This window comes from Vibrio artabrorum, assembly GCF_024347295.1.
Lineage (GTDB): Bacteria > Pseudomonadota > Gammaproteobacteria > Enterobacterales > Vibrionaceae > Vibrio > Vibrio artabrorum.
Map to the genome: position 1 here is coordinate 3019266 of NZ_AP025458.1, position 23752 is coordinate 3043017.

19 protein-coding genes, 4 tRNA genes, 3 rRNA genes and 2 riboswitches are annotated in these 23752 nt (G+C 46.5%); of the genes, 4 read left to right on the top strand and 22 right to left on the bottom strand.

What is annotated here, in order from left to right; genetic code table 11:
* Positions 1-136: 136 nt before the first annotated feature.
* The 14 genes from thiH to OCU36_RS13750 form a co-directional block, all read right to left on the bottom strand.
* Entirely contained in the window at positions 137-1264 is a 1128-nt protein-coding gene (gene thiH, locus OCU36_RS13685; protein WP_261838429.1) for a 2-iminoacetate synthase ThiH, read from the bottom strand.
* A gap of 7 nt (positions 1265-1271) precedes the next feature.
* Entirely contained in the window at positions 1272-2036 is a 765-nt protein-coding gene (locus tag OCU36_RS13690) for a thiazole synthase (protein WP_261838430.1), read from the bottom strand.
* 2 nt (positions 2037-2038) lie between these two features.
* Positions 2039-2248, bottom strand: coding sequence for a sulfur carrier protein ThiS (gene thiS, locus OCU36_RS13695; protein WP_048610390.1), 210 nt, complete (start codon positions 2246-2248; stop codon positions 2039-2041).
* On the bottom strand, positions 2245-3027 hold the full coding sequence (locus OCU36_RS13700) for a HesA/MoeB/ThiF family protein (protein ID WP_261838431.1): 783 nt from the start codon (positions 3025-3027) through the stop codon (positions 2245-2247). Before OCU36_RS13700 ends, thiS begins: the two co-directional genes overlap by 4 nt.
* Entirely contained in the window at positions 3017-4309 is a 1293-nt protein-coding gene (locus OCU36_RS13705; protein ID WP_261838432.1) for a thiamine phosphate synthase, read from the bottom strand. The genes OCU36_RS13700 and OCU36_RS13705 overlap by 11 nt, the downstream gene beginning before the upstream one ends.
* Positions 4309-6261: a phosphomethylpyrimidine synthase ThiC gene (gene thiC, locus OCU36_RS13710; RefSeq protein WP_261838433.1), complete on the bottom strand. Its 1953-nt coding sequence runs from the start codon at positions 6259-6261 to the stop codon at positions 4309-4311. Before thiC ends, OCU36_RS13705 begins: the two co-directional genes overlap by 1 nt.
* A gap of 131 nt (positions 6262-6392) precedes the next feature.
* Positions 6393-6507, bottom strand: a riboswitch (TPP riboswitch).
* Between the two features lie 124 nt (positions 6508-6631).
* Positions 6632-8008: a voltage-gated chloride channel family protein gene (locus OCU36_RS13715; RefSeq protein WP_261838434.1), complete on the bottom strand. Its 1377-nt coding sequence runs from the start codon at positions 8006-8008 to the stop codon at positions 6632-6634.
* A gap of 124 nt (positions 8009-8132) precedes the next feature.
* Positions 8133-8197, bottom strand: a riboswitch (Fluoride riboswitch).
* A 246-nt stretch (positions 8198-8443) separates the two neighbouring features.
* Positions 8444-8534, bottom strand: a tRNA-Ser gene (locus OCU36_RS13720).
* A gap of 105 nt (positions 8535-8639) precedes the next feature.
* Positions 8640-8755: ribosomal RNA gene (rrf, locus tag OCU36_RS13725) — 5S ribosomal RNA — on the bottom strand.
* Positions 8756-8880: 125 nt separating this feature from the next.
* A 23S ribosomal RNA gene (locus OCU36_RS13730) occupies positions 8881-11774 on the bottom strand.
* A gap of 402 nt (positions 11775-12176) precedes the next feature.
* A tRNA-Val gene (locus tag OCU36_RS13735) sits at positions 12177-12252 on the bottom strand.
* Positions 12253-12277: 25 nt separating this feature from the next.
* Positions 12278-12353 (bottom strand) — tRNA-Lys (locus OCU36_RS13740).
* Between the two features lie 2 nt (positions 12354-12355).
* Positions 12356-12431: transfer RNA gene (locus OCU36_RS13745), tRNA-Glu, on the bottom strand.
* Between the two features lie 122 nt (positions 12432-12553).
* A 16S ribosomal RNA gene (locus tag OCU36_RS13750) occupies positions 12554-14108 on the bottom strand.
* Together the 16S, 23S and 5S rRNA genes with 4 tRNA genes alongside form the textbook arrangement of a ribosomal RNA operon.
* A 557-nt stretch (positions 14109-14665) precedes the next feature.
* Between OCU36_RS13750 and OCU36_RS13755 the strand changes: the two genes are divergently transcribed.
* Entirely contained in the window at positions 14666-15211 is a 546-nt protein-coding gene (locus OCU36_RS13755) for a gamma carbonic anhydrase family protein (protein ID WP_261838435.1), read from the top strand.
* On the opposite strand, the gene OCU36_RS13760 is transcribed toward OCU36_RS13755, so the two are convergent.
* The 4 genes from OCU36_RS13760 to OCU36_RS13775 all read right to left on the bottom strand — a co-directional run bounded on the left by OCU36_RS13760 (position 15208) and on the right by OCU36_RS13775 (position 17897).
* Positions 15208-15477 (bottom strand): DUF1488 family protein, encoded by a 270-nt coding sequence (locus OCU36_RS13760; protein ID WP_261838436.1) that lies wholly within the window; start codon positions 15475-15477, stop codon positions 15208-15210. The genes OCU36_RS13755 and OCU36_RS13760 overlap by 4 nt on opposite strands.
* A gap of 17 nt (positions 15478-15494) precedes the next feature.
* Positions 15495-16325 (bottom strand): shikimate dehydrogenase, encoded by an 831-nt coding sequence (aroE, locus tag OCU36_RS13765; RefSeq protein ID WP_261838437.1) that lies wholly within the window; start codon positions 16323-16325, stop codon positions 15495-15497.
* Between the two features lie 77 nt (positions 16326-16402).
* On the bottom strand, positions 16403-17320 hold the full coding sequence (gene hemF, locus OCU36_RS13770) for an oxygen-dependent coproporphyrinogen oxidase (RefSeq protein ID WP_261838438.1): 918 nt from the start codon (positions 17318-17320) through the stop codon (positions 16403-16405).
* Positions 17321-17339: 19 nt separating this feature from the next.
* Positions 17340-17897, bottom strand: coding sequence for an L-threonylcarbamoyladenylate synthase (locus tag OCU36_RS13775; protein ID WP_261838439.1), 558 nt, complete (start codon positions 17895-17897; stop codon positions 17340-17342).
* A 195-nt stretch (positions 17898-18092) separates the two neighbouring features.
* Here OCU36_RS13775 and purE point away from each other — a divergent pair, with 195 nt between their 5' ends.
* A complete protein-coding gene (gene purE, locus OCU36_RS13780) occupies positions 18093-18578 on the top strand; it encodes a 5-(carboxyamino)imidazole ribonucleotide mutase (RefSeq protein ID WP_261838440.1) in 486 nt (161 codons plus the stop codon).
* A gap of 5 nt (positions 18579-18583) precedes the next feature.
* The gene (locus tag OCU36_RS13785; protein WP_261838441.1) at positions 18584-19714 is read left to right on the top strand and encodes a 5-(carboxyamino)imidazole ribonucleotide synthase; all 1131 of its coding nucleotides are present in this window, start codon (positions 18584-18586) and stop codon (positions 19712-19714) included.
* A 104-nt stretch (positions 19715-19818) separates the two neighbouring features.
* Here OCU36_RS13785 and OCU36_RS13790 read toward each other — a convergent pair whose 3' ends face one another.
* From OCU36_RS13790 to OCU36_RS13805, 4 genes are read right to left on the bottom strand one after another with little or no spacing between them, the layout of a single operon-like run.
* Complete coding sequence (locus tag OCU36_RS13790) at positions 19819-20388, bottom strand: DNA topoisomerase family protein (protein WP_261838442.1); 570 nt, start codon at positions 20386-20388, stop codon at positions 19819-19821.
* A gap of 12 nt (positions 20389-20400) precedes the next feature.
* Positions 20401-20874, bottom strand: a complete 474-nt coding sequence (locus tag OCU36_RS13795) for a DUF494 family protein (protein WP_261838443.1) — start codon at positions 20872-20874, stop codon at positions 20401-20403.
* Between the two features lie 6 nt (positions 20875-20880).
* Complete coding sequence (gene dprA / locus OCU36_RS13800; RefSeq protein ID WP_261838444.1) at positions 20881-21993, bottom strand: DNA-processing protein DprA; 1113 nt, start codon at positions 21991-21993, stop codon at positions 20881-20883.
* A complete protein-coding gene (locus OCU36_RS13805; protein WP_261838445.1) occupies positions 21990-23081 on the bottom strand; it encodes a LysM peptidoglycan-binding domain-containing protein in 1092 nt (363 codons plus the stop codon). Before OCU36_RS13805 ends, dprA begins: the two co-directional genes overlap by 4 nt.
* A gap of 140 nt (positions 23082-23221) precedes the next feature.
* Here OCU36_RS13805 and def point away from each other — a divergent pair, with 140 nt between their 5' ends.
* Positions 23222-23737 carry a peptide deformylase gene (gene def, locus OCU36_RS13810; RefSeq protein WP_261838446.1) on the top strand — a complete coding sequence of 172 codons (516 nt, stop codon included), beginning with the start codon at positions 23222-23224 and terminating at the stop codon, positions 23735-23737.
* Positions 23738-23752: the final 15 nt, after the last annotated feature.

Genomic DNA, 23752 nt, shown 5'->3' on the forward strand with positions numbered 1-23752 from the left:
TTAACTGAACCAAAATGAGCTTGCTAGGTTAATAAGTTAAATAGCAAATAGAAAAACGGCTACCCAAAGGTAGCCGTTTTTATTTGCCTGTATCATTACATCGATGTTTCACGTGGAACATCAACCAATATGTTCGTTAGCCTGAGTAAGCGCTGTGCCAGTCTCGCCACACTGGGTCGAAACCTCTGTAACGAATCATAGCCTCAACAACAGCTGCACTTCTTTCATCACTGATCTCGAATTGCTCGAGTTCTTCTTCATCCGAAGCATAGCCACCTGGTTGCGTTTTTGATGCAGCCGACATACTGGTGATACCTAACGGCAACACATTATCGCGGAACGTCGCTGACTCGCGAGTCGAAAGAGACAACTCAACCTCAGGGTTCAACAAGCGATACGCACAGATAAGTTGCACTAACTGCTTATCACTCATGATCGACTTCGGCTGTAATCCACCACTAGAACTTCCCCCCTCACACGGACGAAGACGTGGAAATGAAATCGAGTAACGCGTTTGCCAGTAAGTACGTTCAAGATAGTCTAAGTGAGCCGCTACGAAAAAGCAGTCCGTTCGCCAATCTTCTAAGCCAATCAAAGCACCAATCCCTATCTTATCAATACCCGCTTTTGCCAAACGATCAGGGGTTTCAAGTCGATATTCAAAATCCATTTTATTGCCACGTAAGTGGTGTTCAGCATAAGTTCTTGGCTGATAAGTCTCTTGATAAACCATCACAGCATCTAAGCCAAGGGTTTTAAGTTCCGCGTAGTCATCTTGATCAAGCGGCTGCACTTCCATCGCAAGATAGTTAAATTGTGCCTTAATATTCGGTAGCACTTCACGGAAGTACTTCATTCCGACCTTGGTTTCATGTTCACCAGTCACCAACAGTACACTATCAAACTTCATCTTTTTGATAGCCGCACTTTCAGCATCGATTTCATCCAAAGTAAGTGTGCGACGCTTAATACGGTTCTCCATTGAGAAGCCGCAATACGTGCACGCGTTAGCGCACAGGTTTGAGAGGTACAATGGAATATACAACGACATTGTATTGCCGAATCGCTTGCGTGTGAGTGCCAATGATTGTTGTGCCATCTGCTCTAAATAAGGTTCTGCTGCCGGAGAGATAAGAGCCTTAAAGTCTTCTAAATTACGTTTAGGCTTACTCAGCGCACGCTCCACATCCGCCGCCGTTTTACTGAAGATGGACATACCAATGTCATCCCAGTTGAGCTGTTTAAATCGATCAACAAACGTCATAGGGACACTACTCGTCTAGAAATGAAGTTAGCGGGCTAGAAGCAACCGCGTGAGATACCTGACCAGCGAGACCTGCGAGGTAAGCCATACGCCCAGCTTCAACGGCCAGTTTAAAGGCAATCGCCATGTCAACGGGTTGTTGAGAAGCCGCAATCGCAGTATTCACTAACACGGCATCCGCGCCCATTTCCATAGCACGAGCAGCATGAGAAGGCGCACCAATCCCCGCGTCAACAATCACAGGGACGTTCGCTTGGTCGATAATGATCTCTAAGAAGTCAGCTGACGCGATTCCTTTATTAGAACCAATCGGTGCACCAAGCGGCATTACAGCAGCACAACCTGCCTCTTCTAGGCGCTTACACAATACAGGGTCGGCATGACAGTAAGGCAATACAACAAAGCCATCTTTAACCAGTTGCTCTGCCGCTTTTAATGTCTCTATTGGGTCTGGCATCAAGTACTTTGGATCTGGGTGAATTTCCAGTTTGAGCCAATTTGTGCCTAGCGCTTCGCGAGCCAAATGTGCAGCAAAGATGGCATCCCTCGCGTTCTTCGCCCCAGAGGTATTGGGTAGCAAGTTCACGCCAGCATCAATGATCGGCTGTAAAATATCATCTTGCTCAGAGCGAATATCAACCCTCTTCAACGCCATGGTGGCAAGTTGAGAACCGGAAGCTTCGATAGCACTCGCCATCAAGTGCTTATTCGCGAACTTACCCGTTCCAGTGAAGAGTCGAGATTGAAACGTTTTATCTGCGATAGTTAACATGGTTAGCCTCCTGCAATGGCTTGGAAAAGAGAGATAGCATCGCCTTCATTGACGACCGTTTGTTGCCACTGACTACGCGGGACAACCGCATTATTGATAGCAAAGACACAACCTAGATCGGGCAATGAGAGCGCTTGGATGATATCCGCTAGAGACGACGATTGTGCAACCTGTTCTGGTTGCTCATTGATAGAGATCGTTATGTTGCTCATTGGGTTTCTTCTTCTAAATAGTTAACTGTAGATGTGCAGCAAACGGGGCATTCAATATCTTGAGTGACACATAAGTTTTGCCAGTTCATCGTCTGACCATCAAACAGTTTGAGCTGATGTGTTGCAACCTGGAACTCGCCAGTACTAATACGTTGAATCGCTGCCAGTGCTTGGAGGTTGCCTATGGTGCCAACAACTGGGCCGATGATGCCGCTATCGCTACAACGTGTCGTTTTCGGATGATGACTGAAGGGGAACAAACAGTGATAACACCCTTTCTGCTTCTGATAATCAAAGACAATAAACTGACCTTTCCAGCCGATTGCAGAACCAGAAATCAAAGGTTTATTACTGCCGAAACATGCTTGGTTAACCTGCTCGCGCGACTCAAAGTTGTCAGTACAATCCAACACCAAATCAGCGAGCATCACCTCAAGCTCAAGTTGGCTTTGAGTCATTCGCTTATTGATGGTTCTGACTTGGCTTCGACCATTAAGCTCACTCAGTTGTTGCTTCAGAGCTTCGACCTTAGGCGAACCTAACTGGCTTTCCTTGAACGCAACTTGTCGTTGAAGGTTGGACGAATCCACACAGTCATCATCAACCAACACGATTTTTCCGACACCGGAAGCCGCAAGATAGAGAGCTGCTGCATTGCCTAAGCCACCACAACCAATGACCAACACATGGCTATCTAATAGATTGCGTTGCCCTTGCTCACCCACTTCAGGCAGTGCGATTTGTCGTTGATAACGAATGAATTCGAAATCACTCAGCATGACTTAGCTCCCGAGTTACCTCATTAGCAGGACCTGTAGAACTGTCAGCCATTAATGCTTCGAAGAACTCAATCACTTGTTTTGGGTCTTCGGCTAACGTAATCGCACGTACAACAGCAAGGCTCGATACCCCACAACTCCACACCTGTGCAGCCGTCGACTGGTCAATTCCACCAATCGCAACCGTCGGATAACCGGTGAGTTCTTCTGTGTATGGGATAGTATCAATCAGCTGCTGATAGAGAGATAAACACACAAGCCCTTGAGGCTTCGATGGCATCTGCTTAGTGGTGGTTGGGAATATATGCCCCAGCGCAATATAGCTTGGGTTGATTTGCACAATACGTAGCAACTCGTAATAGCCATGAGTCGAGAGACCGATCTTAATACCAGCTTGACTCAGTTGAGATAGGTTGGATTCTTCGATGTCCTCTTGCCCCAAATGAACACCAAAAGCATCATGCTTAAGTGCCAATTGCCAATAGTCATTGATAAAAACCTGTGCGTTGTGCTCTCTACCGAGTTCGATAGATCGTGCGATTTGTTGTTCTAAATCGGTTTGCTGCGAGTTCTTAATACGCAATTGAACGGTGTTGATTCCAAGCTTGAGCAGCCTTTCGATCCACTCGACATCATCAACTACTGGGTATAGTCCTAGGCTACTCTTACTCAGTTCAGGAAATGAAAGTGAGGTTCCTTGGTACGCCCAACCAACACTAATATCCAGTCGCTCGTCTTCTAGAACAGGAATAGGAAAGGTTTGGTAGTTTGCAGGCCATGTTCCACGTGAAACATTAGATGCTGAGCGAGCTAAAACCAGTGCATCTTCTAATGGGAACTCCAATGCCAACAAAGTAACTAACCAGGCAAAGTGGCCGTGATTATCTAACGCTTGATGAGCTGGATTTTCACTCTTGATAGCACGATTAGCATCTAGCTGTGACCAGATATCCAATACAGCTGAGTCATCCAAGACAGCGATATAGATGGTATTCGGAGTTTGTACCAAGGCATCGCGGACATCGGCTAGCGCCACTGAATGACTGTAATCAACGATATGATCAAGCTCACTTGAGCGACACTCCGCCAATGAATCAACATCATGAGCAAAGCCAATAGATAACGCCTGCTGATCATCAAGGATAGAGAAGTATTGAGTCGGGCTGACACCCAACTCAACTGCATCGGTTGCCAAGCCTTGTCGCTTAGCAACCAGCAGACAGCTTTGCACCTCTCCCGTTAGCTCAATATTTTGAGGTGGGATAAGAATCTTCACTGTCATTATTCCTCTAATTGAGCTTCTTTTGCGCCTACTGCAAGGTGATAAAGTTCAGAACCAGTATCACGAAACTCTTGTGATTTCTGACGCATCCCTTCCAACGGATTATCTAGCATCTTAATCTCGATAGCCTGATCAGCAGCCACTTGTTCGGTGTCTTTCGCGTACTCTCGAACTTCTTGAGAGATCTTCATTGAGCAGAATTTAGGGCCACACATTGAGCAGAAGTGAGCAACCTTGCCCGACTCTTGCGGTAAGGTTTCATCATGGAAAGACCGCGCCATTTCCGGATCAAGAGCTAGGTTGAATTGGTCTTCCCAACGGAATTCGAAACGTGCCTTTGATAACGCGTTATCTCGGATTTGTGCACCCGGATGTCCTTTAGCCAAGTCTGCAGCGTGTGCAGCCAGCTTGTAAGTAATCAGGCCAGTCTTCACATCTTCTTTGTTTGGTAAGCCTAGATGCTCTTTAGGGGTGACATAACAGAGCATCGCACAGCCGTACCAACCAATCATGGCGGCGCCAATTCCAGAGGTAATGTGGTCATAACCAGGGGCAATATCGGTAGTCAATGGACCTAAAGTATAGAAAGGTGCTTCATGGCAATGCTCTAACTGCTCGTCCATGTTCTCTTTAATTAAGTGCATTGGCACATGTCCAGGACCTTCAATTATCACCTGCACGTCGTATTCCCAAGCAACCTTAGTTAACTCACCCAGCGTACGTAATTCAGAAAATTGAGCTTCATCATTCGCATCCGCAATCGAACCCGGACGTAGACCATCACCCAGTGACAGAGCGACATCGTACTTCGCACAGATCTCACAGATCTCACGGAAGTGAGTATAAAGGAAGCTTTCTTGGTGGTGAGCAAGACACCATTTCGCGATGATAGAACCACCACGAGAGACAATGCCAGTCACACGCTTAGCGGTCATAGGAACGTAACGAAGCAATAAACCTGCGTGGATAGTAAAGTAATCAACCCCCTGCTCTGCTTGTTCAATCAAGGTATCACGCATCACTTCCCAGTTAAGATCTTCTGCAACGCCGTTCACTTTTTCAAGCGCTTGATACATAGGGACCGTACCAATTGGCACAGGGCTATTACGTAGGATCCATTCGCGAGTCTCGTGAATATTACGACCAGTAGACAGGTCCATCACGGTATCGCCACCCCAGCGAGTCGACCAGACTAGCTTCTCAACTTCTTCTTCAATCGAAGAGCTTACTGAAGAGTTACCGATATTGGCGTTCACTTTCACTAAGAAGTTTCGGCCAATAATCATCGGCTCGGATTCAGGGTGGTTGATGTTTGACGGGATAATCGCTCGGCCTTCAGCGACCTCCTTACGCACGAACTCAGGGGTGATTTCTTTGGGCAGGTTTGCACCAAAGTTATGACCAGGATGTTGATGGTTCAGCTGCTCATCAGCAAACTTCTGACGTCCCATGTTCTCACGTATCGCAATGTACTCCATCTCTGGAGTGATAATCCCCTGACGAGCATAGTGCAGCTGAGTGACACATTGGTCTCTAGTCGCGCGACGAATTTTAGGCAGATTACCGTAACGAAGATCGTCTAGAGTTTCATCTTCTAAACGCTCTTTGGTATAAACAGAACTTACATCGTCTAACAGTTCGGTATCACCACGCTCTGCAATCCATTGCTCTCGTAACTTAGGAAGGCCACTGTAAAGGTCAATTTCGTGCGTAGGGTCAGTATAAACACCAGAGGTGTCGTATACATGAATTGGCGCATTAGGTTCGAATACAGGCTCTTTTTTGGTACCACCCACAAGGCTATCTGCTAGTGAAATTTCTCGTACTGGGACTTGAATGTCCTCTCGAGATCCTTGGATGTAAGCTTTTTTTGAATTTGGATAAGGTTGGCAGGTAAGAGAGTCAATGTTTGTTTTTGCACTCAAACGCGCTTGTTTTCGACTTGACGACATAGCAAAATTCCTTGATTTAGTTAGGATAATTGCTTGTCGGACTATGTAGCAAGAGGTGTTGTTCAGCCTATTTATTGTGCAAAATTACACATAAAGCGTATGACTGCTTGAATAAATAGCATCTAAAACTAAAAGTAATTTCTCTTGTTCCCTTCGCAGGTATTAGCCTGATCAGGTTCTACGGATCCCGCAATGCGGTCTCAGCTCGTACTCTAAACAACGTACTAAGCACTCCGACAAGTGTTCTCATCAATCTAGATAAAAATAATGAGAAGTCGGAGTATAGATAAAGAACAACAAAAATGAAACATCAATGACATATCACATTGCTTCATGATTAAAACAATGTGATATGATCCCCGTGAAATCTCTAATTTTTTTTAGTCAGCTTCTTACTTAATCTCTTAATATGTGATGCATTCAAATCTCGGTAAGAGCCTATTTTATTTAGACCATCATGGTCTCGACTATGATCTAATGTTTTAGAAACAGCAACACGCTGAGAAGAGTAAATACCAGTATGCCCACTAAAGTAATAGGCGGTATAGCATGCTAGTGCAAAATATGGCAAATAAGTAGAACCGAACAACTCCACTCCCATGATTGTACAAGCTAATGGTGTATTGGTTGCTGCAGCAAAGACCGCTAAAAAGCCTAACGCAGCAAATAGATCGACTGGAGCGCCCATAACCCAAGCTAAAAAGTTACCGAGTGTAGCCCCAACAAAGAATAAAGGTGTAACCTCTCCCCCCTTATAGCCAGCAGCCAACGTGATCGCTGTTAGCACCAATTTTACTAACCAACTGTACCACTCAGCTCCTCCCGCTGAAAAAGCCGACGTGATACTCACCCCACCTTCTCTACTTGGGTAAACACCAAGACCAATGTAATCATAGTTTCCTAGTAAATGAGTAAGGCCGATAACCACTAAACCACCAGTAACAACTATTAAATATGGGTTCTTCAGCGTTGCAGAGAATAAATCTTTGAAACCATGCGTTAATTCACCAAACAAATACCCAGCTAACCCAAACCCAATAGCAGCAACAATTACTTTTGCCATAAGCAATAAATCGATATCAATAGCATGACCAAATATGGTACTCACTTCCTTATAATCAATAAGGTAATGTGTATGATGTGCCCCCCAAGCAGTAGCAACTACGTTAGCAAGGATAGCAGCAAGTAAAGACGGAATAATGGCATTGAATTTAATTCGACCTATAAATAGAACTTCAAGAGCAAAAATGGCACCAGTGAAAGGAGTCCCGAAAATGGATGAAAATCCAGCCGCAACGCCTGCGATAAGCATCATTCTTCGATCAACATCTGATAGTTTAAATATTTTTGCTAACCAATCTGTCGTCGCACCACCAATCTGAACAGCTGTCCCTTCTCTGCCCGCAGACCCGCCGAACAAATGAGTAATGACAGTAGTAAATAAAACCAAAGGCCCCATACGTACAGGGACTCCATCACCAGCTTGGTGAATCTCATCCATTATAAGGTTATTGCCACCCGCAGAGTTTTTACCCCAATTACGATAACTATAAACAATCAATAAACCTGCAATTGGCAGTAGATAAATAAGCCAGGGGGTATTAATACGACTTTCGGTTGCCTCAGATAGCAACCACAAGAAAAAGGCATTAAATGAACCAACAAGTAGAGCGACAGGTACGATCAATAAAGACCAACGTAACACTTGATACAAGTTTTTAGGGTTTTGGTGGAGAGGGTGTGCCATATACTTCATCTTTTAACATTAGTTAATCAAAAGGATAGACAATCTAGGAGGGAATAATAAAACTTTCAGCCCTACTATAGACAGATCTATCCCGAAATAATCAGTAATACTGATCAAGGACAGCGTTATAGTAGGAATCATTATCTCTAAGTAGAGCGGTTAAGGTGGAAATCCATCACCTGTACTATTATTTTTTGAGTACCGCAAGATGTTACTCTCAGTTGAGAGCAAGGTCAATAGTCGCAAAATATCAAAACGTAAAAGCTCTAGCCTTTCGACTAGAGCCTTAAATATGGCATGAGTGAAGAGGTTCGAACTCCCACACGCGCTGCTTTCGAATCCGCAGCTCTGCCAATGGGAGCTACCCCATAAAACGGTTTTTACTGCTTCAGGTATGAAAAAAGCCCGCTGATTTCTCAGCGGGCTTTTCAATGGTGGTGGAGGGATAGGGATTTGAACCCTAGAACCGCTATTAACGGTTGCCGGTTTTCAAGACCGGTGCTTTCGACCACTCAGCCATCCCTCCAACAAATTGTCGTCAACAGATTTGTGCACTGTTGAGGTTGTTACTTGCTATGCAAATAACGAAGTTTTTTTGTCTTCACTTTTAAAAAGTGAAAATAAATTTGGAGCCTGGCGATGTCCTACTCTCACATGGGGAAGCCCCACACTACCATCGGCGCTATTGTGTTTCACTTCTGAGTTCGGCATGGAATCAGGTGGGTCCACAATGCTATGGTCGCCAAGCAAATTGGGTTAATTGACGCCTACGCGACAATTAATAATTCGGAAAGCTATAATCTAAAAGTTTCTCTTCAAACGCATTCAAGGTCTGTCTTTCTATTGAGTCCACAAAACCCCTTGGGTGTTGTATGGTTAAGCCTCACGGGCAATTAGTACAGGTTAGCTCAATGCCTCGCAGCACTTACACACCCTGCCTATCAACGTCGTAGTCTACGACAACCCTTTAGGACACTTATAGTGCCAGGGAAAACTCATCTCAAGGCTCGCTTCCCGCTTAGATGCTTTCAGCGGTTATCGATTCCGAACTTAGCTACCGGGCAATGCCATTGGCATGACAACCCGAACACCAGAGGTTCGTCCACTCCGGTCCTCTCGTACTAGGAGCAGCCCCTTTCAATTTTCCAACGCCCACGGCAGATAGGGACCGAACTGTCTCACGACGTTCTAAACCCAGCTCGCGTACCACTTTAAATGGCGAACAGCCATACCCTTGGGACCGACTTCAGCCCCAGGATGTGATGAGCCGACATCGAGGTGCCAAACACCGCCGTCGATATGAACTCTTGGGCGGTATCAGCCTGTTATCCCCGGAGTACCTTTTATCCGTTGAGCGATGGCCCTTCCATTCAGAACCACCGGATCACTATGACCTGCTTTCGCACCTGCTCGAATTGTCATTCTCGCAGTCAAGCGGGCTTATGCCATTGCACTAACCACACGATGTCCAACCGTGTTTAGCCCACCTTCGTGCTCCTCCGTTACTCTTTGGGAGGAGACCGCCCCAGTCAAACTACCCACCAGGCACTGTCCGTAATCCCGATTCAGGGACCAACGTTAGAACATCAAAACTACAAGGGTGGTATTTCAAGGACGACTCCACCACATCTAGCGACGCGGTTTCAAAGTCTCCCACCTATCCTACACATGTAGGTTCAATGTTCAGTGCCAAGCTGTAGTAAAGGTTCACGGGGTCTTTCCGTCTAGCCGCGGGTACACTGCATCTTCACAGCGATTTCAATTTCACTGAGTCTCGGGTGGAGACAGCGTGGCCATCATTACGCCATTCGTGCAGGTCGGAACTTACCCGACAAGGAATTTCGCTACCTTAGGACCGTTATAGTTACGGCCGCCGTTTACCGGGGCTTCGATCAAGAGCTTCGACCGAAGTCTAACCCCATCAATTAACCTTCCGGCACCGGGCAGGCGTCACACCGTATACGTCATCTTACGATTTTGCACAGTGCTGTGTTTTTAATAAACAGTTGCAGCCACCTGGTATCTGCGACTCTCGTCTGCTCCATCCGCAAGGGACTTCACTGATAAGAGCGTACCTTCTCCCGAAGTTACGGTACCATTTTGCCTAGTTCCTTCACCCGAGTTCTCTCAAGCGCCTTGGTATTCTCTACCCGACCACCTGTGTCGGTTTGGGGTACGATTCCTTACAATCTGAAGCTTAGAGGCTTTTCCTGGAAGCATGGCATCAATGACTTCACTACCGTAGTAGCTCGACATCGTATCTCAGCGTTAGTAGCGGTCCGGATTTACCTAAACCACCCGCCTACGTACTTGAACCTGGACAACCGTCGCCAGGCCCACCTAGCCTTCTCCGTCCCCCCATCGCAATTGTAAGAAGTACGGGAATATTAACCCGTTTCCCATCGACTACGCCTTTCGGCCTCGCCTTAGGAGTCGACTTACCCTGCCCCGATTAACGTTGGACAGGAACCCTTGGTCTTCCGGCGAGGGAGTTTTTCACTCCCTTTATCGTTACTCATGTCAGCATTCGCACTTCTGATACCTCCAGCAGCCCTTACAGACCACCTTCAACGGCTTACAGAACGCTCCCCTACCCCACGCACCCTAAGGTACGTAGCCGCAGCTTCGGTGTATAGCTTAGCCCCGTTACATCTTCCGCGCAGGCCGACTCGACCAGTGAGCTATTACGCTTTCTTTAAATGATGGCTGCTTCTAAGCCAACATCCTGGCTGTCTGAGCCTTCCCACATCGTTTCCCACTTAGCTATACTTTGGGACCTTAGCTGGCGGTCTGGGTTGTTTCCCTCTCCACGACGGACGTTAGCACCCGCCGTGTGTCTCCCGGATAGTACTTACTGGTATTCGGAGTTTGCAAAGGGTTGGTAAGTCGGGATGACCCCCTAGCCTTAACAGTGCTCTACCCCCAGTAGTATTCGTCCGAGGCGCTACCTAAATAGCTTTCGGGGAGAACCAGCTATCTCCAGGTTTGATTGGCCTTTCACCCCTAGCCACAAGTCATCCGCTAATTTTTCAACATTAGTCGGTTCGGTCCTCCAGTTGATGTTACTCAACCTTCAACCTGCCCATGGCTAGATCACCTGGTTTCGGGTCTAATCCTAGCAACTGTACGCCCAGTTAAGACTCGGTTTCCCTACGGCTCCCCTAAACGGTTAACCTTGCTACTAAAATTAAGTCGCTGACCCATTATACAAAAGGTACGCAGTCACACCACGAAGGTGCTCCTACTGCTTGTACGTACACGGTTTCAGGTTCTATTTCACTCCCCTCACAGGGGTTCTTTTCGCCTTTCCCTCACGGTACTGGTTCACTATCGGTCAGTCAGTAGTATTTAGCCTTGGAGGATGGTCCCCCCATATTCAGACAGGATATCACGTGTCCCGCCCTACTCGTTTTCACTGATTATGATGTGTCGGTTACGGGGCTATCACCCTTTACTGCGAGACTTTCCAGACTCTTCACCTGCATCATTAAAAGCTTAAGGGCTAATCCAATTTCGCTCGCCGCTACTTTCGGAATCTCGGTTGATTTCTCTTCCTCGGGGTACTTAGATGTTTCAGTTCCCCCGGTTTGCCTCCTGTTGCTATGTATTCACAACAGGATACGTACTTATGCACGTGGGTTTCCCCATTCAGGAATCCCAGACTCAAAAGGTTATTACTACCTAATCTGGGCTTATCGCAAGTTATTACGCCTTTCATCGCCTCTGACTGCCAAGGCATCCACCGTGTACGCTTAGTCACTTAACCATACAACCCGAAAGGGTCTTGTGTATGATACAAATTTGCCTTCACTTTTAAAAAGTGAAGACAAAAAGCAACCAAGGTTTTTGGTTGTCATTAAGAAGGGTTAATTCTCAATGACTGTTTGCCGGACTCAATTGTGATTCAAACAAGTTTGAATCGAATACAAGACACTTGAATGTGTTTGTTGTGTTTATCTAATGAAAGATAAACATTGAGAACTTTTAAATTTGATTGAATTACTCGTAAGTAATCAATCAGTCAGCTTTCCAAATTGTTAAAGAGCATGAGATTTTAAGAACCAATGTTCTAAAATTCACATTTTCTAAAGATTCTCACCGTCAAAGACTCCAACCAACAACAAAAGAAGTGGTTTGGATATGATGATAACCAAGAATATTTAGAGAATGGTGGGCGATACCGGGCTCGAACCAGTGACCCCCTGCTTGTAAGGCAGGTGCTCTCCCAACTGAGCTAATCGCCCCAAATTTTATTTCCTTGGGAGGAAATGGTGGGTCGTGCAGGATTCGAACCTGCGACCAATTGATTAAAAGTCAACTGCTCTACCAACTGAGCTAACGACCCAATGGTATCCCGTAGGGGAGTCGAACCCCTGTTACCGCCGTGAAAGGGCGGTGTCCTAGGCCTCTAGACGAACGGGACACTGCTAATTTATCTCCACTTTAAAAGCAGAAACAAACTTCGAAGAACTTGGGAGTTCTTCATCTCTTTGCTTTTCTAAACCTAATCAATCTGTGTGGACACTCATCGTAAGTATCTTCGTATAAGGAGGTGATCCAGCCCCAGGTTCCCCTAGGGCTACCTTGTTACGACTTCACCCCAGTCATGAACCACAAAGTGGTGAGCGTCCTCCCCGAAAGGTTAAACTACCCACTTCTTTTGCAGCCCACTCCCATGGTGTGACGGGCGGTGTGTACAAGGCCCGGGAACGTATTCACCGTGACATTCTGATTCACGATTACTAGCGATTCCGACTTCATGGAGTCGAGTTGCAGACTCCAATCCGGACTACGACGCACTTTTTGGGATTCGCTCACTATCGCTAGCTTGCTGCCCTCTGTATGCGCCATTGTAGCACGTGTGTAGCCCTACTCGTAAGGGCCATGATGACTTGACGTCGTCCCCACCTTCCTCCGGTTTATCACCGGCAGTCTCCCTGGAGTTCCCGACATTACTCGCTGGCAAACAAGGATAAGGGTTGCGCTCGTTGCGGGACTTAACCCAACATTTCACAACACGAGCTGACGACAGCCATGCAGCACCTGTCTCAGAGCTCCCGAAGGCACACCTGTGTCTCCACTGGCTTCTCTGGATGTCAAGAGTAGGTAAGGTTCTTCGCGTTGCATCGAATTAAACCACATGCTCCACCGCTTGTGCGGGCCCCCGTCAATTCATTTGAGTTTTAATCTTGCGACCGTACTCCCCAGGCGGTCTACTTAACGCGTTAGCTCCGAAAGCCACGGCTCAAGGCCACAACCTCCAAGTAGACATCGTTTACGGCGTGGACTACCAGGGTATCTAATCCTGTTTGCTCCCCACGCTTTCGCATCTGAGTGTCAGTATCTGTCCAGGGGGCCGCCTTCGCCACTGGTATTCCTTCAGATCTCTACGCATTTCACCGCTACACCTGAAATTCTACCCCCCTCTACAGTACTCTAGTTCACCAGTTTCAAATGCAGTTCCGAGGTTGAGCCCCGGGCTTTCACATCTGACTTAATGAACCACCTGCATGCGCTTTACGCCCAGTAATTCCGATTAACGCTCGCACCCTCCGTATTACCGCGGCTGCTGGCACGGAGTTAGCCGGTGCTTCTTCTGTTGCTAACGTCAAGAGATAGCGCTATTAACACTACCCCCTTCCTCACAACTGAAAGTACTTTACAACCCGAAGGCCTTCTTCATACACGCGGCATGGCTGCATCAGGCTTGCGCCCATTGTGCAATATTCCCCACTGCTGCCTCCCGTAGGAGTCTGGACCGTGTCTCAGTTCCAGTGTGGCTGATCATCCTCTCAGACCAGCTAGGGATCGTCGCCTTGGTGAGCCATTACCTCACCAACTAGCTAATCCCACCTAGGCATATCTTGACGCGAGAGGCCCGAAGGTCCCCCTCTTTGGCCCGTAGGCATTATGCGGTATTAGCCATCGTTTCCAATGGTTATCCCCCACATCAAGGCAATTTCCTAGGCATTACTCACCCGTCCGCCGCTCGACGCCCATTAACGCACCCGAAGGATTGTTAGTGTCGTTTCCGCTCGACTTGCATGTGTTAGGCCTGCCGCCAGCGTTCAATCTGAGCCATGATCAAACTCTTCAATTTAAGATTTTGTCGACTCAACGAATACTGACTTCAAAACTACAAAAAGTAATTCTAAAGCTATTACCACTCCAACAGAATGGTAATGAATTGACTGTGCCGAATAACTACAAGTAGTTAAACGTATTGGTCACTCAGTTCATTGAAATCAAGTTTGATTCCGAAGAATCTGTTTTATCTAACGATAAAACGTTTTGATATTCATCAACGAGTGCCCACACAGATTGATAGGTTTAAATTGTTAAAGAGCTTTCCTTTTTGAGCTTCGCTCAAATCGGACGGCCATTTTAGCGATTTAAGTTTTAGTGTCAACCACTATTCTCAAAACTTTTTTCAAGCGCTTAGCTTGGCTAATTTGACCCGTTGAATCGTTTGGGTTTCTTACGAAGCCTTCCCGTTTCAACGAGGTCGCATTATAGAGATTTCGATCACACTGGCAAGCCCTTTTTGAAGTTTTTCTTACTTTTTTGATTGTTCGAGCGTTTTTTGTTCAAAACGCTCCATTTTCACTAGTAATCCCCCTAACTAAGGGCTTAAGGTGCCTATATAAAGGAGGATTTATGAGTTCAATACGCAGTTATAAAGGAATATCCCCTCAGATTGGACAGGGTGTCTATATAGATACAAGTTCGGTCCTGGTTGGTGATATCAAAATCGGTGACGACTCTAGCGTGTGGCCTTTGGTTGCAGCTCGAGGAGATGTGAACCACATTCATATTGGAGAGAGAACGAATATCCAAGATGGCAGTGTTTTGCACGTTACCCATAAGAATGCAGAAAGCCCTGGGGGTTATCCTTTATTAATAGGTAATGATGTCACTATCGGACATAAAGTCATGCTGCATGGCTGTACGATTGAAGATCGTGTACTCGTTGGCATGGGAGCTATCGTGTTGGATGGCGTGGTTATCAAACAAGAAGTGATGATTGGTGCTGGTAGCTTGGTGCCGCCTAACAAGGTACTTGAAAGCGGTTATCTCTATGTAGGGAGCCCGGTCAAACAAGCACGCCCATTAAATGATAAAGAGCGTGCCTTTTTACAGAAGTCTGCTGACAACTATGTGCAGAATAAAAACGACTACCTAGATTCGGTGCTTCCAGTTTAAAGTACTTTGATCTGAATCCGATTAGAGGAGTCATACTCCTCTTCTTCTATTAACTCTTCCGCTAACTCTTCAATATCGAAACGTAACTCAGAAAAGATAACTAAAGCTTGATCGCCCTCTTCTATCTCTTTACCTGCCAATCGTGATAATTCTTCAATCGGCATGACACATTCAATCAATGCGCCCGACTGTTGTGCTGGGAAAGTAATTGTTCGGCTCTCTTCATCCCAATCTTGGATATCAGGAAATAGAATTGATTGATTCATTTTTTATAAATACCTCATTACATCTCTAGGTTTTTACGTAATTCTCTTAAAATCTGTTTTGTTCCCGGACGAAGGCCACGCCAAAGCATAAAGCTCTCTGCCGCTTGTCCGACTAACATCCCCAAACCATCATAAGTAGCGTAAACACCATTATCTAATGCCCATTGATTGAATACCGTGGTTCCCGATCCATAAACCATGTCATAAACAGCGCTATTAGAATTGAAAATAACATTAGACACGTCAGGAAGCTGACCTGTTAAACCAGACGAGGTCGAGTTAATGATGACATCAAAGCCTTCATTAACATCACTTAATCCCATTCCTTTGATATTTCCATGTGAAGCAAACATCTCAGCCAATAACTCGGCCTTGGAACGGGTTCGGTTAGCAATCACTAACTGCTGCGGCTTTTGGTCAAGAAGAGGTTGAATCACTCCTCTTGCAGCACCACCAGCGCCAAGCAGAAGAACACGTGCACCTTTTAGCGTAACTTGATGTTGAAGCAAATCTTGAACTAAACCCTCACCATCGGTGTTATCACCAATGATCTCTCCATCATCTAACTTCTTAAGGGTGTTTACGGCACCAGCTAGTTGAGCCCTCTCCGTTAAACGACTGGCAAACTGATAGGCCTCTTCTTTAAAAGGCGCTGTAACGTTACATCCTCGACCACCTTCGCTGAAAAAGGTTTTAGCCGAAGTGATAAATTGACCATGATCGGGTTGCAATGCTGTATAGGTAAGTGGTTGATTGGTTTGGCGAGCAAATAACGTGTGAATGAATGGCGATTTGCTTTGCCCAATAGGGTTACCGAAAACGGCATAACGGTCTACTTGCTGTGTCATATCCTTACCTAACAGAAATAATAAAAAGGGTCATCGATACAGATGACCCTATCACTATCCCTATAAGGAGGGAAGAACTACCAAACTCTAGGCTTTAAGTAGTCACTATAAAGTAGAGCTTCTGGTGAGCCCGCTTGTGGTTCATAACGGTATTCCCAACGAGCCAATGGTGGCATCGACATCAATATCGACTCGGTGCGCCCACCACTTTGCAGACCAAATAAGGTACCACGGTCGTACACTAGGTTGAATTCCACATAGCGACCACGACGGTAAAGTTGGAAGTCACGTTCGCGCTCACCATAAGGCGTTTCTTTACGTCGTTCTACAATTGGTAAGTATGCGGCTGCAAAACCTTCACCGACCGCCTGCATATAAGCAAAACTCTTCTCAAAGCCCCACTCATTCAGATCATCAAAGAACAGGCCACCCACACCGCGTGTTTCCTCTCGGTGGGGGAGATAGAAGTAGTTATCACACCACTCTTTATGTTCTTGATAAACATCATCACCAAACGGCGCACAAAGATCTTTAGCGGTTTGATGCCAAGATTGGCAGTCTTCATCGAAAGGATAAAATGGCGTTAAGTCAAAACCACCACCAAACCACCAAATCGGGGCTTCTCCTTCTTTTTCCGCTATGAAGAATCGAACGTTGGCGTGTGAGGTTGGGATGTATGGGTTTTTAGGGTGGATAACTAATGAGACTCCCATCGCCTCAAACTCACGGCCAGCCAATTCAGGGCGGTGAGCTGTTGCTGAGGCAGGCATTGCCTTACCCGCAACATGCGAGAAGTTAACCCCACCTTGCTCAAAGACCGCCCCGCGGGCCATCACGCGAGTTCGACCACCGCCACCCAGGCGTTCACCCGGCTCACGCTGCCATGCATCTTCTTCAAACAGTGCAGTGCCATCAGCCTGCTCAAGCTGTTGGCAAATCGAATCTTGTAGGCTCAGAAAAAACTGCTTTACGGCTTCTTTATCAATTGCTGACATCTTACTTCCTTCGCAGGGTTTAACCCTGTCTTAATATTTTCGACGTTTTTGCATCTCTAATTTCGCTAGGCTTGTCACGACCGCCCGTCTGACCTTCTAAAATAGCGACCAAATATTGGCCCAGTTGCTGCTGAACTTCTTCCGTCGTCATGCAAGGCGGCTCTCCGGTCAGGTTAGCACTGGTCGAGGTCAGCGGCTTACCGAACTCATTACACATCCTTTGAACCAAAGGGTGATCCGTCACTCGCACCGCGATGGAATCAAATTGACCGCTAACCCAATCCGTGACTTTACTACTGGTTGGCATGATCCAAGTCACCGGACCTGGCCATGTCGCTTTCACTGTAGCCAACTGCGCTTCCGTCAATTGGCTTTCATCAATGTAAGGTAACAGTTGCTCGTAACTCGCAGCAATTAGGATCAACCCTTTCTCGATCGGTCGCTGTTTTAAGTCGAGTAATTTCTTGATGGCATGTGGATTATCGGGATCACAACCGACCCCAAATACGCCTTCGGTCGGGTAAGCAATGACTTCACCTTGTTGTAATGCCTGCAAAGTATGTTGAAAGTTATCCAAGGGTTGCCTCATTAATTCAGTAATCGAACTCGCTAAGTGTACAAATTATCATTCACTGTGACTAAAGCTATTTGTTTATAAAATGTATCAATTAACCAACCAGACTGACGCAAACGTTTTCCTTGATCGATTTTACCCGTATAATGCGCACAAAATATCTAATCACTAATTAAATCGTACCTGAAGGAGTTTGAGATGACTGTCGGTATTATCATGGGATCTAAATCTGATTGGCCAACAATGAAGCGAGCAGCAGAAATGTTGGATCAGTTTGGCGTAGCGTACGAAACAAAAGTGGTTTCTGCTCACCGCACACCTCAGTTGCTTGCAGACTACGCAACCAGTGCGAAAGAGCGCGGTATTAAAGTGATTATTGCTGGTGCTGGCGGCGCTGCTCACCTTCCGGGTATGGCTGCGGCTTTCACCAGCGTACCGGTTCTAGGTGTTCCCGTTCAATCTAAAGCACTAAAAGGCATGGATTCTCTGCTTTCTATCGTGCAAATGCCAAAAGGTATTGCGGTAGGTACTCTAGCTATCGGTGAAGCGGGAGCTGCTAACGCGGGCATCCTAGCGGCTCAAATCATTGGTACATACAATGAAGAAGTGATGGCAAAAGTAGAAGCATTCCGCTCTGAGCAAACAGAAACGGTTCTGGCTAATCCAAACCCTGCTGAGGACTAATTTCCATGCATGTTCTTGTGTTAGGCGCGGGCCAACTTGCTCGCATGATGTCCCTAGCTGGGGCGCCGCTGAATATTGAAATTTCTGCTTTTGATGTTGGCAGTAAAAATATTATTCACCCATTAACGCAAGCGGTTCTAGGCAACGGCTTAGACAATGCGATTGAGCGTGCGGACGTGATTACTGCAGAGTTCGAACATATCCCTCACGATGTACTTGAGGTATGTGAACGCAGCGGTAAGTTCTTACCGACCACAGAAGCCATCAAAGCTGGCGGTGACCGTCGCCTTGAAAAAGCGCTGTTAGACGAAGCGAACGTGAAGAATGCTAAATACTACGTGATTAATTCTCGCGAAGATTTTGACGCCGCGATCGCTCACGTTGGCTTACCAATGGTATTGAAGAGCACACTGGGCGGCTACGATGGCAAGGGCCAGTGGCGCTTAAAGACATTAGATAATGTCGAGTCAACTTGGACAGAAATGGCTGAGTGCATTGCCGCAACAGACAACCAAGCGATTGTGGCTGAAGAGTTTGTCCCATTTGACCGCGAAGTATCACTGGTTGGTGCTCGTGGTATCAATGGCGAGATTCAAGTGTATCCACTGGCTGAGAATGTTCACACCGATGGCGTATTAAGCTTATCAACAGCGATTGACGACATTGAACTGCAAGCGCAAGCGAAAACCATGTTCACCGCCGTTGCAGAACGTTTGAATTACGTTGGCGTACTCGCACTAGAGTTCTTTAATGTTCAGGGTTCACTGCTGGTTAATGAGATCGCACCACGTGTTCATAACTCTGGCCACTGGACACAGCAAGGCGCTGAAACTTGTCAGTTTGAAAACCACCTGCGTGCCGTATGTGGGATGCCTCTCGGCAGCACCAAACTGATTCGCCCAACTGCAATGATCAACATTCTTGGTGAGGATACTCTTCCTGAGGCGATTCTGGCTCAAGGTGGTTGTCATGTTCATTGGTATGGCAAAGAGAAGCGCGCAGGTCGTAAGATGGGTCACATTAACGTGAGTGCTGACTACAACGCAGAGCTGCAAAGAGCGTTATGCTCACTGGCAGACATTCTTGATAAGCAAGCCTACCCAGCTGTGCATGAGTTTGCTGAGCAGATGAAGTAAGTCTACGGTGCTTGATAAATATAGAACGTTTATTGGATATAGAAACGGCGCTCATTGAGCGCCGTTTTTTATTTCTGGTCATTCACTTACTTTGATTAGTATTACTACTGAGATTGAATGTGATGACACTTGCGATCAGCACATTGGGTCTTAGTGCCACTGGCCATTTTCTTCTCCAGCAACAGCGGGAACTGGCACTGTTCACAACGACCTATAACAGGTGGCTGATTAACAGCGAACTTACACTTAGGGTAGTTATCACACGCATAGAAGGTTTTACCATAGCGAGATTTACGCTCAACCAAGTGGCCTCGACCACACTCAGGGCAGGCAACCTGTGGCTGCTCTTCAGGTTGTTCTTTCGGTTGATCCAAAGATTCGATGTGATTACACATTGGGTAACCACTGCAACCAATGAACATCCCAAAGCGACCTTGCCTTAATACCAATTCGTTTTGGCATTTAGGACACGGCACGCCCAGCTCTTTCACCACATGACCATCATTTTGATGAAGAGGCTTGATGTAATCACAGCTCGGATACTGCTTACAGCCTAAAAATGGGCCGTGCTTACCATGGCGAAGCTGAAGCTCCCCACCACACTGTGGACATGGTTCATGCTCTAACGCATGTTCATGTGCTGAAAAAAGCTGATTATCAATCTTACTACTCATGACAAGCCTGTATTAATGCAAGATACCTTGCTCTTTGGTGTACAACAGCTCTTCCATTTGCGTGTAAGCACTTTCATTACCCGGCACATTAAATAGCACCATTAAGATAATCCATTTCAGATCATCCAATTCAAACTCATTGGTATCAAGCCCCATCACACGATCAATCACCATCTCACGAATCTCCGTCGTGAGTACGTTGATCTGCTCAAGGAAGAGTAAAAAACCTCGACACTCCATATTAATACGTGAAATCTCTTTGCTTGTGTAAACACGCATCGAGGTGCTGGAGCACATAGTAATTGCCGCTTGGTTGTCAGTATCTTGCAGGGCCGCAAGATCCTCTAACCAATAGAGGGCCTTATAAATATCCTCTTGGTGAAACCCTGCTCGAAGAAGCTCATCTTCAAGCTCATCTTGATCCACCTGCAATTCTGAATCGCTATGGATATAGGTTTCAAACAAGTACATCAGTATGTCCATCATCCTAGCTTAGCCTCTCACCTTTCGAATATAGCCACCGGAAACTGCAACAACATGCCCAGAGAGCTCAAGCTCTAAAAGCTGCATCATGACCTCATGCACAGGTATATGGGTTCTCTGTGCCAAAATATCAACGGGTGTCGCCTCTAATCCTACGTTAGCGAACAGCTGTGGAAATGGCAATTGTTCATTTTCGCTCTCACTCGACGTCGATTCGAACAAACTGGGCTGCTGATCGATAGACCAGTCTAACAGACTCTTTATTTCAACCAACACATCTTGAGCACTCTGCACCAAACAAGCGCCAGTTTTAATTAAGCTATTGCCTCCGCGACTGGTTGGGCTATGAATCGAACCAGGAAGGGCAAACACTTCGCGGCCTTGCTCCATGGCATAGCGAGCGGTAATCAGAGAACCGCTTTTCTCAGCCGCCTCAACGACGAGAGTCCCCAAAGACAACCCACTGATAATACGGTTACGGCGAGGGAAATGTTCAGGTCGAGGTTTAGCGCTTGGACGGAACTCTGAGATCAGCGCGCCATTCTCACAAATTCTATCCGCTAGATCTCTATGTCGTGCCGGGTAGATGGAATCTAAACCCGCCCCCAATACGGCAAAAGTTTCGCCACCTTTTTCCAGAGCCCCATCATGAGCGTAGCCATCGATACCGAGCGCTAGGCCACTGGTGACAATCAAGCCGTTTTGCACGAACTCTTTGGCAAAAGACTTCGCCGTTTGCAGCCCTTCGAGACTGGCATTACGGCTGCCAACCATCGCGATTTGAGGCTCAATCAGTTTTTCAATATGCCCCTTAACGAAAAGCACGCTTGGTGCAGAGGCTATCTCGTTCAGCAGTTTGGGGTAATGTGAGCAATTCGCGGTAATGATGTGGTGGTTAGGTTGTCTTGCTTGCCACTCTAGGCACGCCTCTACTTCTCTTGGGGCTTGCTCCCTTAGATAGGAAATTTGCTTGGCTGACAAACCAAGCGCTTGCAGCTGTTGGCTGGAGTAGCCAACAATATTCGATGGGGAATCAACACTCAATAGACGAGAAAGACGCTTACCCCCAAGTTGCGGAACAAAGCTCAGGGAGAGCCAAGCGATCAGCGGTTGCTCATTCACTCGGAGTCCTTAACCTCTTCCGTCAAAGCAAGATCCAAAGGCGATACCGCCAGAATGTCATTGCTAACCGGCTTAGAGCTTTGAGTGATCAACGCCAAGCTAAAATACTGGTAAGGGCGAATAACCATCAAACTTCCGAGTGAGGTACTTGGCAATTGCACCTTATCGCTCGCTGCTGATTCTTTATAGCTGTATTCACCTTGCTTACCAAACACCACCGCCCCGCTCTCGCTAAGGGTGAACATAGAACCCTGGCGAAGGTTGTCCTGTGAGCCTTTATTGATAACGACCACCTGGTTCTTTGCGCTGTATTGGCTACCATCTAATGAACCCAAGATATTGGCAAACTGCCCCGCAGCACTAGGCGCAGGGTTAAAGGTGGTTGAGAGCTTCACCTGATCAACACCAAGCTCTGGCAGCACAAGATCGTTAAGCAGCACCTCTTGCAGTTGAGTCTCTATCTGTAAGCTACTGAACTCAGTGTCCACTTCTTTTAGGCTCGCCGTGGCGACCAAACGTAATGAGGTCATACTCGCTTGAGGTTGCTGTCGTTGGTAAGTTTCGACGGCGCGGTAGATGCCCCACTTTTGATGTTGTTGGTTGCCCGAGATAAACAACCGGTCTTCACCCGATAAGAAGCGTTTGCCATCACTGGTTCCTAACACGCGTTGAGCCGATTGAATATCTTGCAGTTCAACCAAGCGATCAGATTGTAAATACGGCAAAACCAACCCCTCATTGAGGGTAGGTACTGCTTTCTTCTTCGACACGCGAATCTTTGGGCTCAGCTTAATGACGGGGATGAGGCTCAATACTGGCTCACCATTAACCCACACCAAAGACAACTTATCTCCGGGATAAATCAGATGTGGGTTTTCTATCTCAGGATTGACTTGCCATAACCTAGGCCACAACCATGGGCTATCGAGATACATGGCTGAAATATCCCATAAGGTATCGCCCTTAACCACCGCATAAGTTTGAGGCGCATCCTGTTTAATGGTTAAAGGTTGCCCACTATTTTCAGCCATAACGGCAAACGAAAGCGAGGCACAAATAAGAGAAAAAGTGGAAGAAAAATAACGCATGACCTCGGTTCCTTGGTCTGAATATATGACATCTGATTGGATAATTACCTTCAGGATGCTGTCATTTGACCTCTAAAATGTCTAGAATTGAGCCAACAAGGTTTAAGCTGTTTCGGCACAGTTCAATATTTCGAGTGTATATGTCTGTATTACAAGTATTAACATTACCTGATGATCGTCTACGTACCGTGGCGAAACCGGTAAAAGAAGTGACCCCTGAGATTCAAAAGTTCGTTGATGACATGATTGAAACCATGTACGACGAAGAAGGTATCGGCCTTGCGGCGACGCAAGTCGATTTCCACCAACGCATCGTTGTTATTGATATTTCAGAAACGCGTGATGAACCTATGGTTCTGATCAATCCTGAAATTACTGAAAAACGTGGCGAAGATGGTATCGAAGAAGGTTGCCTCTCTGTACCTGGCGCACGAGCTCTAGTCCCTCGTGCAGCAGAAGTCACAGTTAAAGCACTAGACCGTGAAGGTAACGAATTCACATTCGACGCTGATGATCTACTGGCGATATGCGTTCAGCACGAGCTTGACCACTTAGAAGGCAAGTTGTTTGTTGATTACCTATCACCATTAAAACGCAAGCGTATTCAAGATAAGCTCGCGAAGATTAAACGTTTCAACGAAAAACAAGAGCAATAATCGTTGCTATTACTC

Bases quoted from the DNA above. Each gene is read 5' to 3' on its own strand.
- hemF (WP_261838438.1), bottom strand. From the start codon at position 17,320: ATGTCAGCAATTGATAAAGAAGCCGTAAAGCAGTTTTTTCTGAGCCTA.
- OCU36_RS13690 (WP_261838430.1), bottom strand. From the start codon at position 2,036: ATGTTAACTATCGCAGATAAAACGTTTCAATCTCGACTCTTCACTGGA.
- OCU36_RS13700 (WP_261838431.1), bottom strand. From the start codon at position 3,027: ATGCTGAGTGATTTCGAATTCATTCGTTATCAACGACAAATCGCACTG.
- thiS (WP_048610390.1), bottom strand. From the start codon at position 2,248: ATGAGCAACATAACGATCTCTATCAATGAGCAACCAGAACAGGTTGCA.
- OCU36_RS13705 (WP_261838432.1), bottom strand. From the start codon at position 4,309: ATGACAGTGAAGATTCTTATCCCACCTCAAAATATTGAGCTAACGGGA.
- OCU36_RS13785 (WP_261838441.1), top strand. From the start codon at position 18,584: ATGCATGTTCTTGTGTTAGGCGCGGGCCAACTTGCTCGCATGATGTCC.
- def (WP_261838446.1), top strand. From the start codon at position 23,222: ATGTCTGTATTACAAGTATTAACATTACCTGATGATCGTCTACGTACC.
- aroE (WP_261838437.1), bottom strand. From the start codon at position 16,325: ATGACACAGCAAGTAGACCGTTATGCCGTTTTCGGTAACCCTATTGGG.
- OCU36_RS13795 (WP_261838443.1), bottom strand. From the start codon at position 20,874: ATGATGGACATACTGATGTACTTGTTTGAAACCTATATCCATAGCGAT.
- OCU36_RS13760 (WP_261838436.1), bottom strand. From the start codon at position 15,477: ATGAATCAATCAATTCTATTTCCTGATATCCAAGATTGGGATGAAGAG.
- thiC (WP_261838433.1), bottom strand. From the start codon at position 6,261: ATGTCGTCAAGTCGAAAACAAGCGCGTTTGAGTGCAAAAACAAACATT.
- OCU36_RS13790 (WP_261838442.1), bottom strand. From the start codon at position 20,388: ATGAGTAGTAAGATTGATAATCAGCTTTTTTCAGCACATGAACATGCG.
- OCU36_RS13755 (WP_261838435.1), top strand. From the start codon at position 14,666: ATGAGTTCAATACGCAGTTATAAAGGAATATCCCCTCAGATTGGACAG.
- thiH (WP_261838429.1), bottom strand. From the start codon at position 1,264: ATGACGTTTGTTGATCGATTTAAACAGCTCAACTGGGATGACATTGGT.
- OCU36_RS13715 (WP_261838434.1), bottom strand. From the start codon at position 8,008: ATGGCACACCCTCTCCACCAAAACCCTAAAAACTTGTATCAAGTGTTA.
- purE (WP_261838440.1), top strand. From the start codon at position 18,093: ATGACTGTCGGTATTATCATGGGATCTAAATCTGATTGGCCAACAATG.
- OCU36_RS13805 (WP_261838445.1), bottom strand. From the start codon at position 23,081: ATGCGTTATTTTTCTTCCACTTTTTCTCTTATTTGTGCCTCGCTTTCG.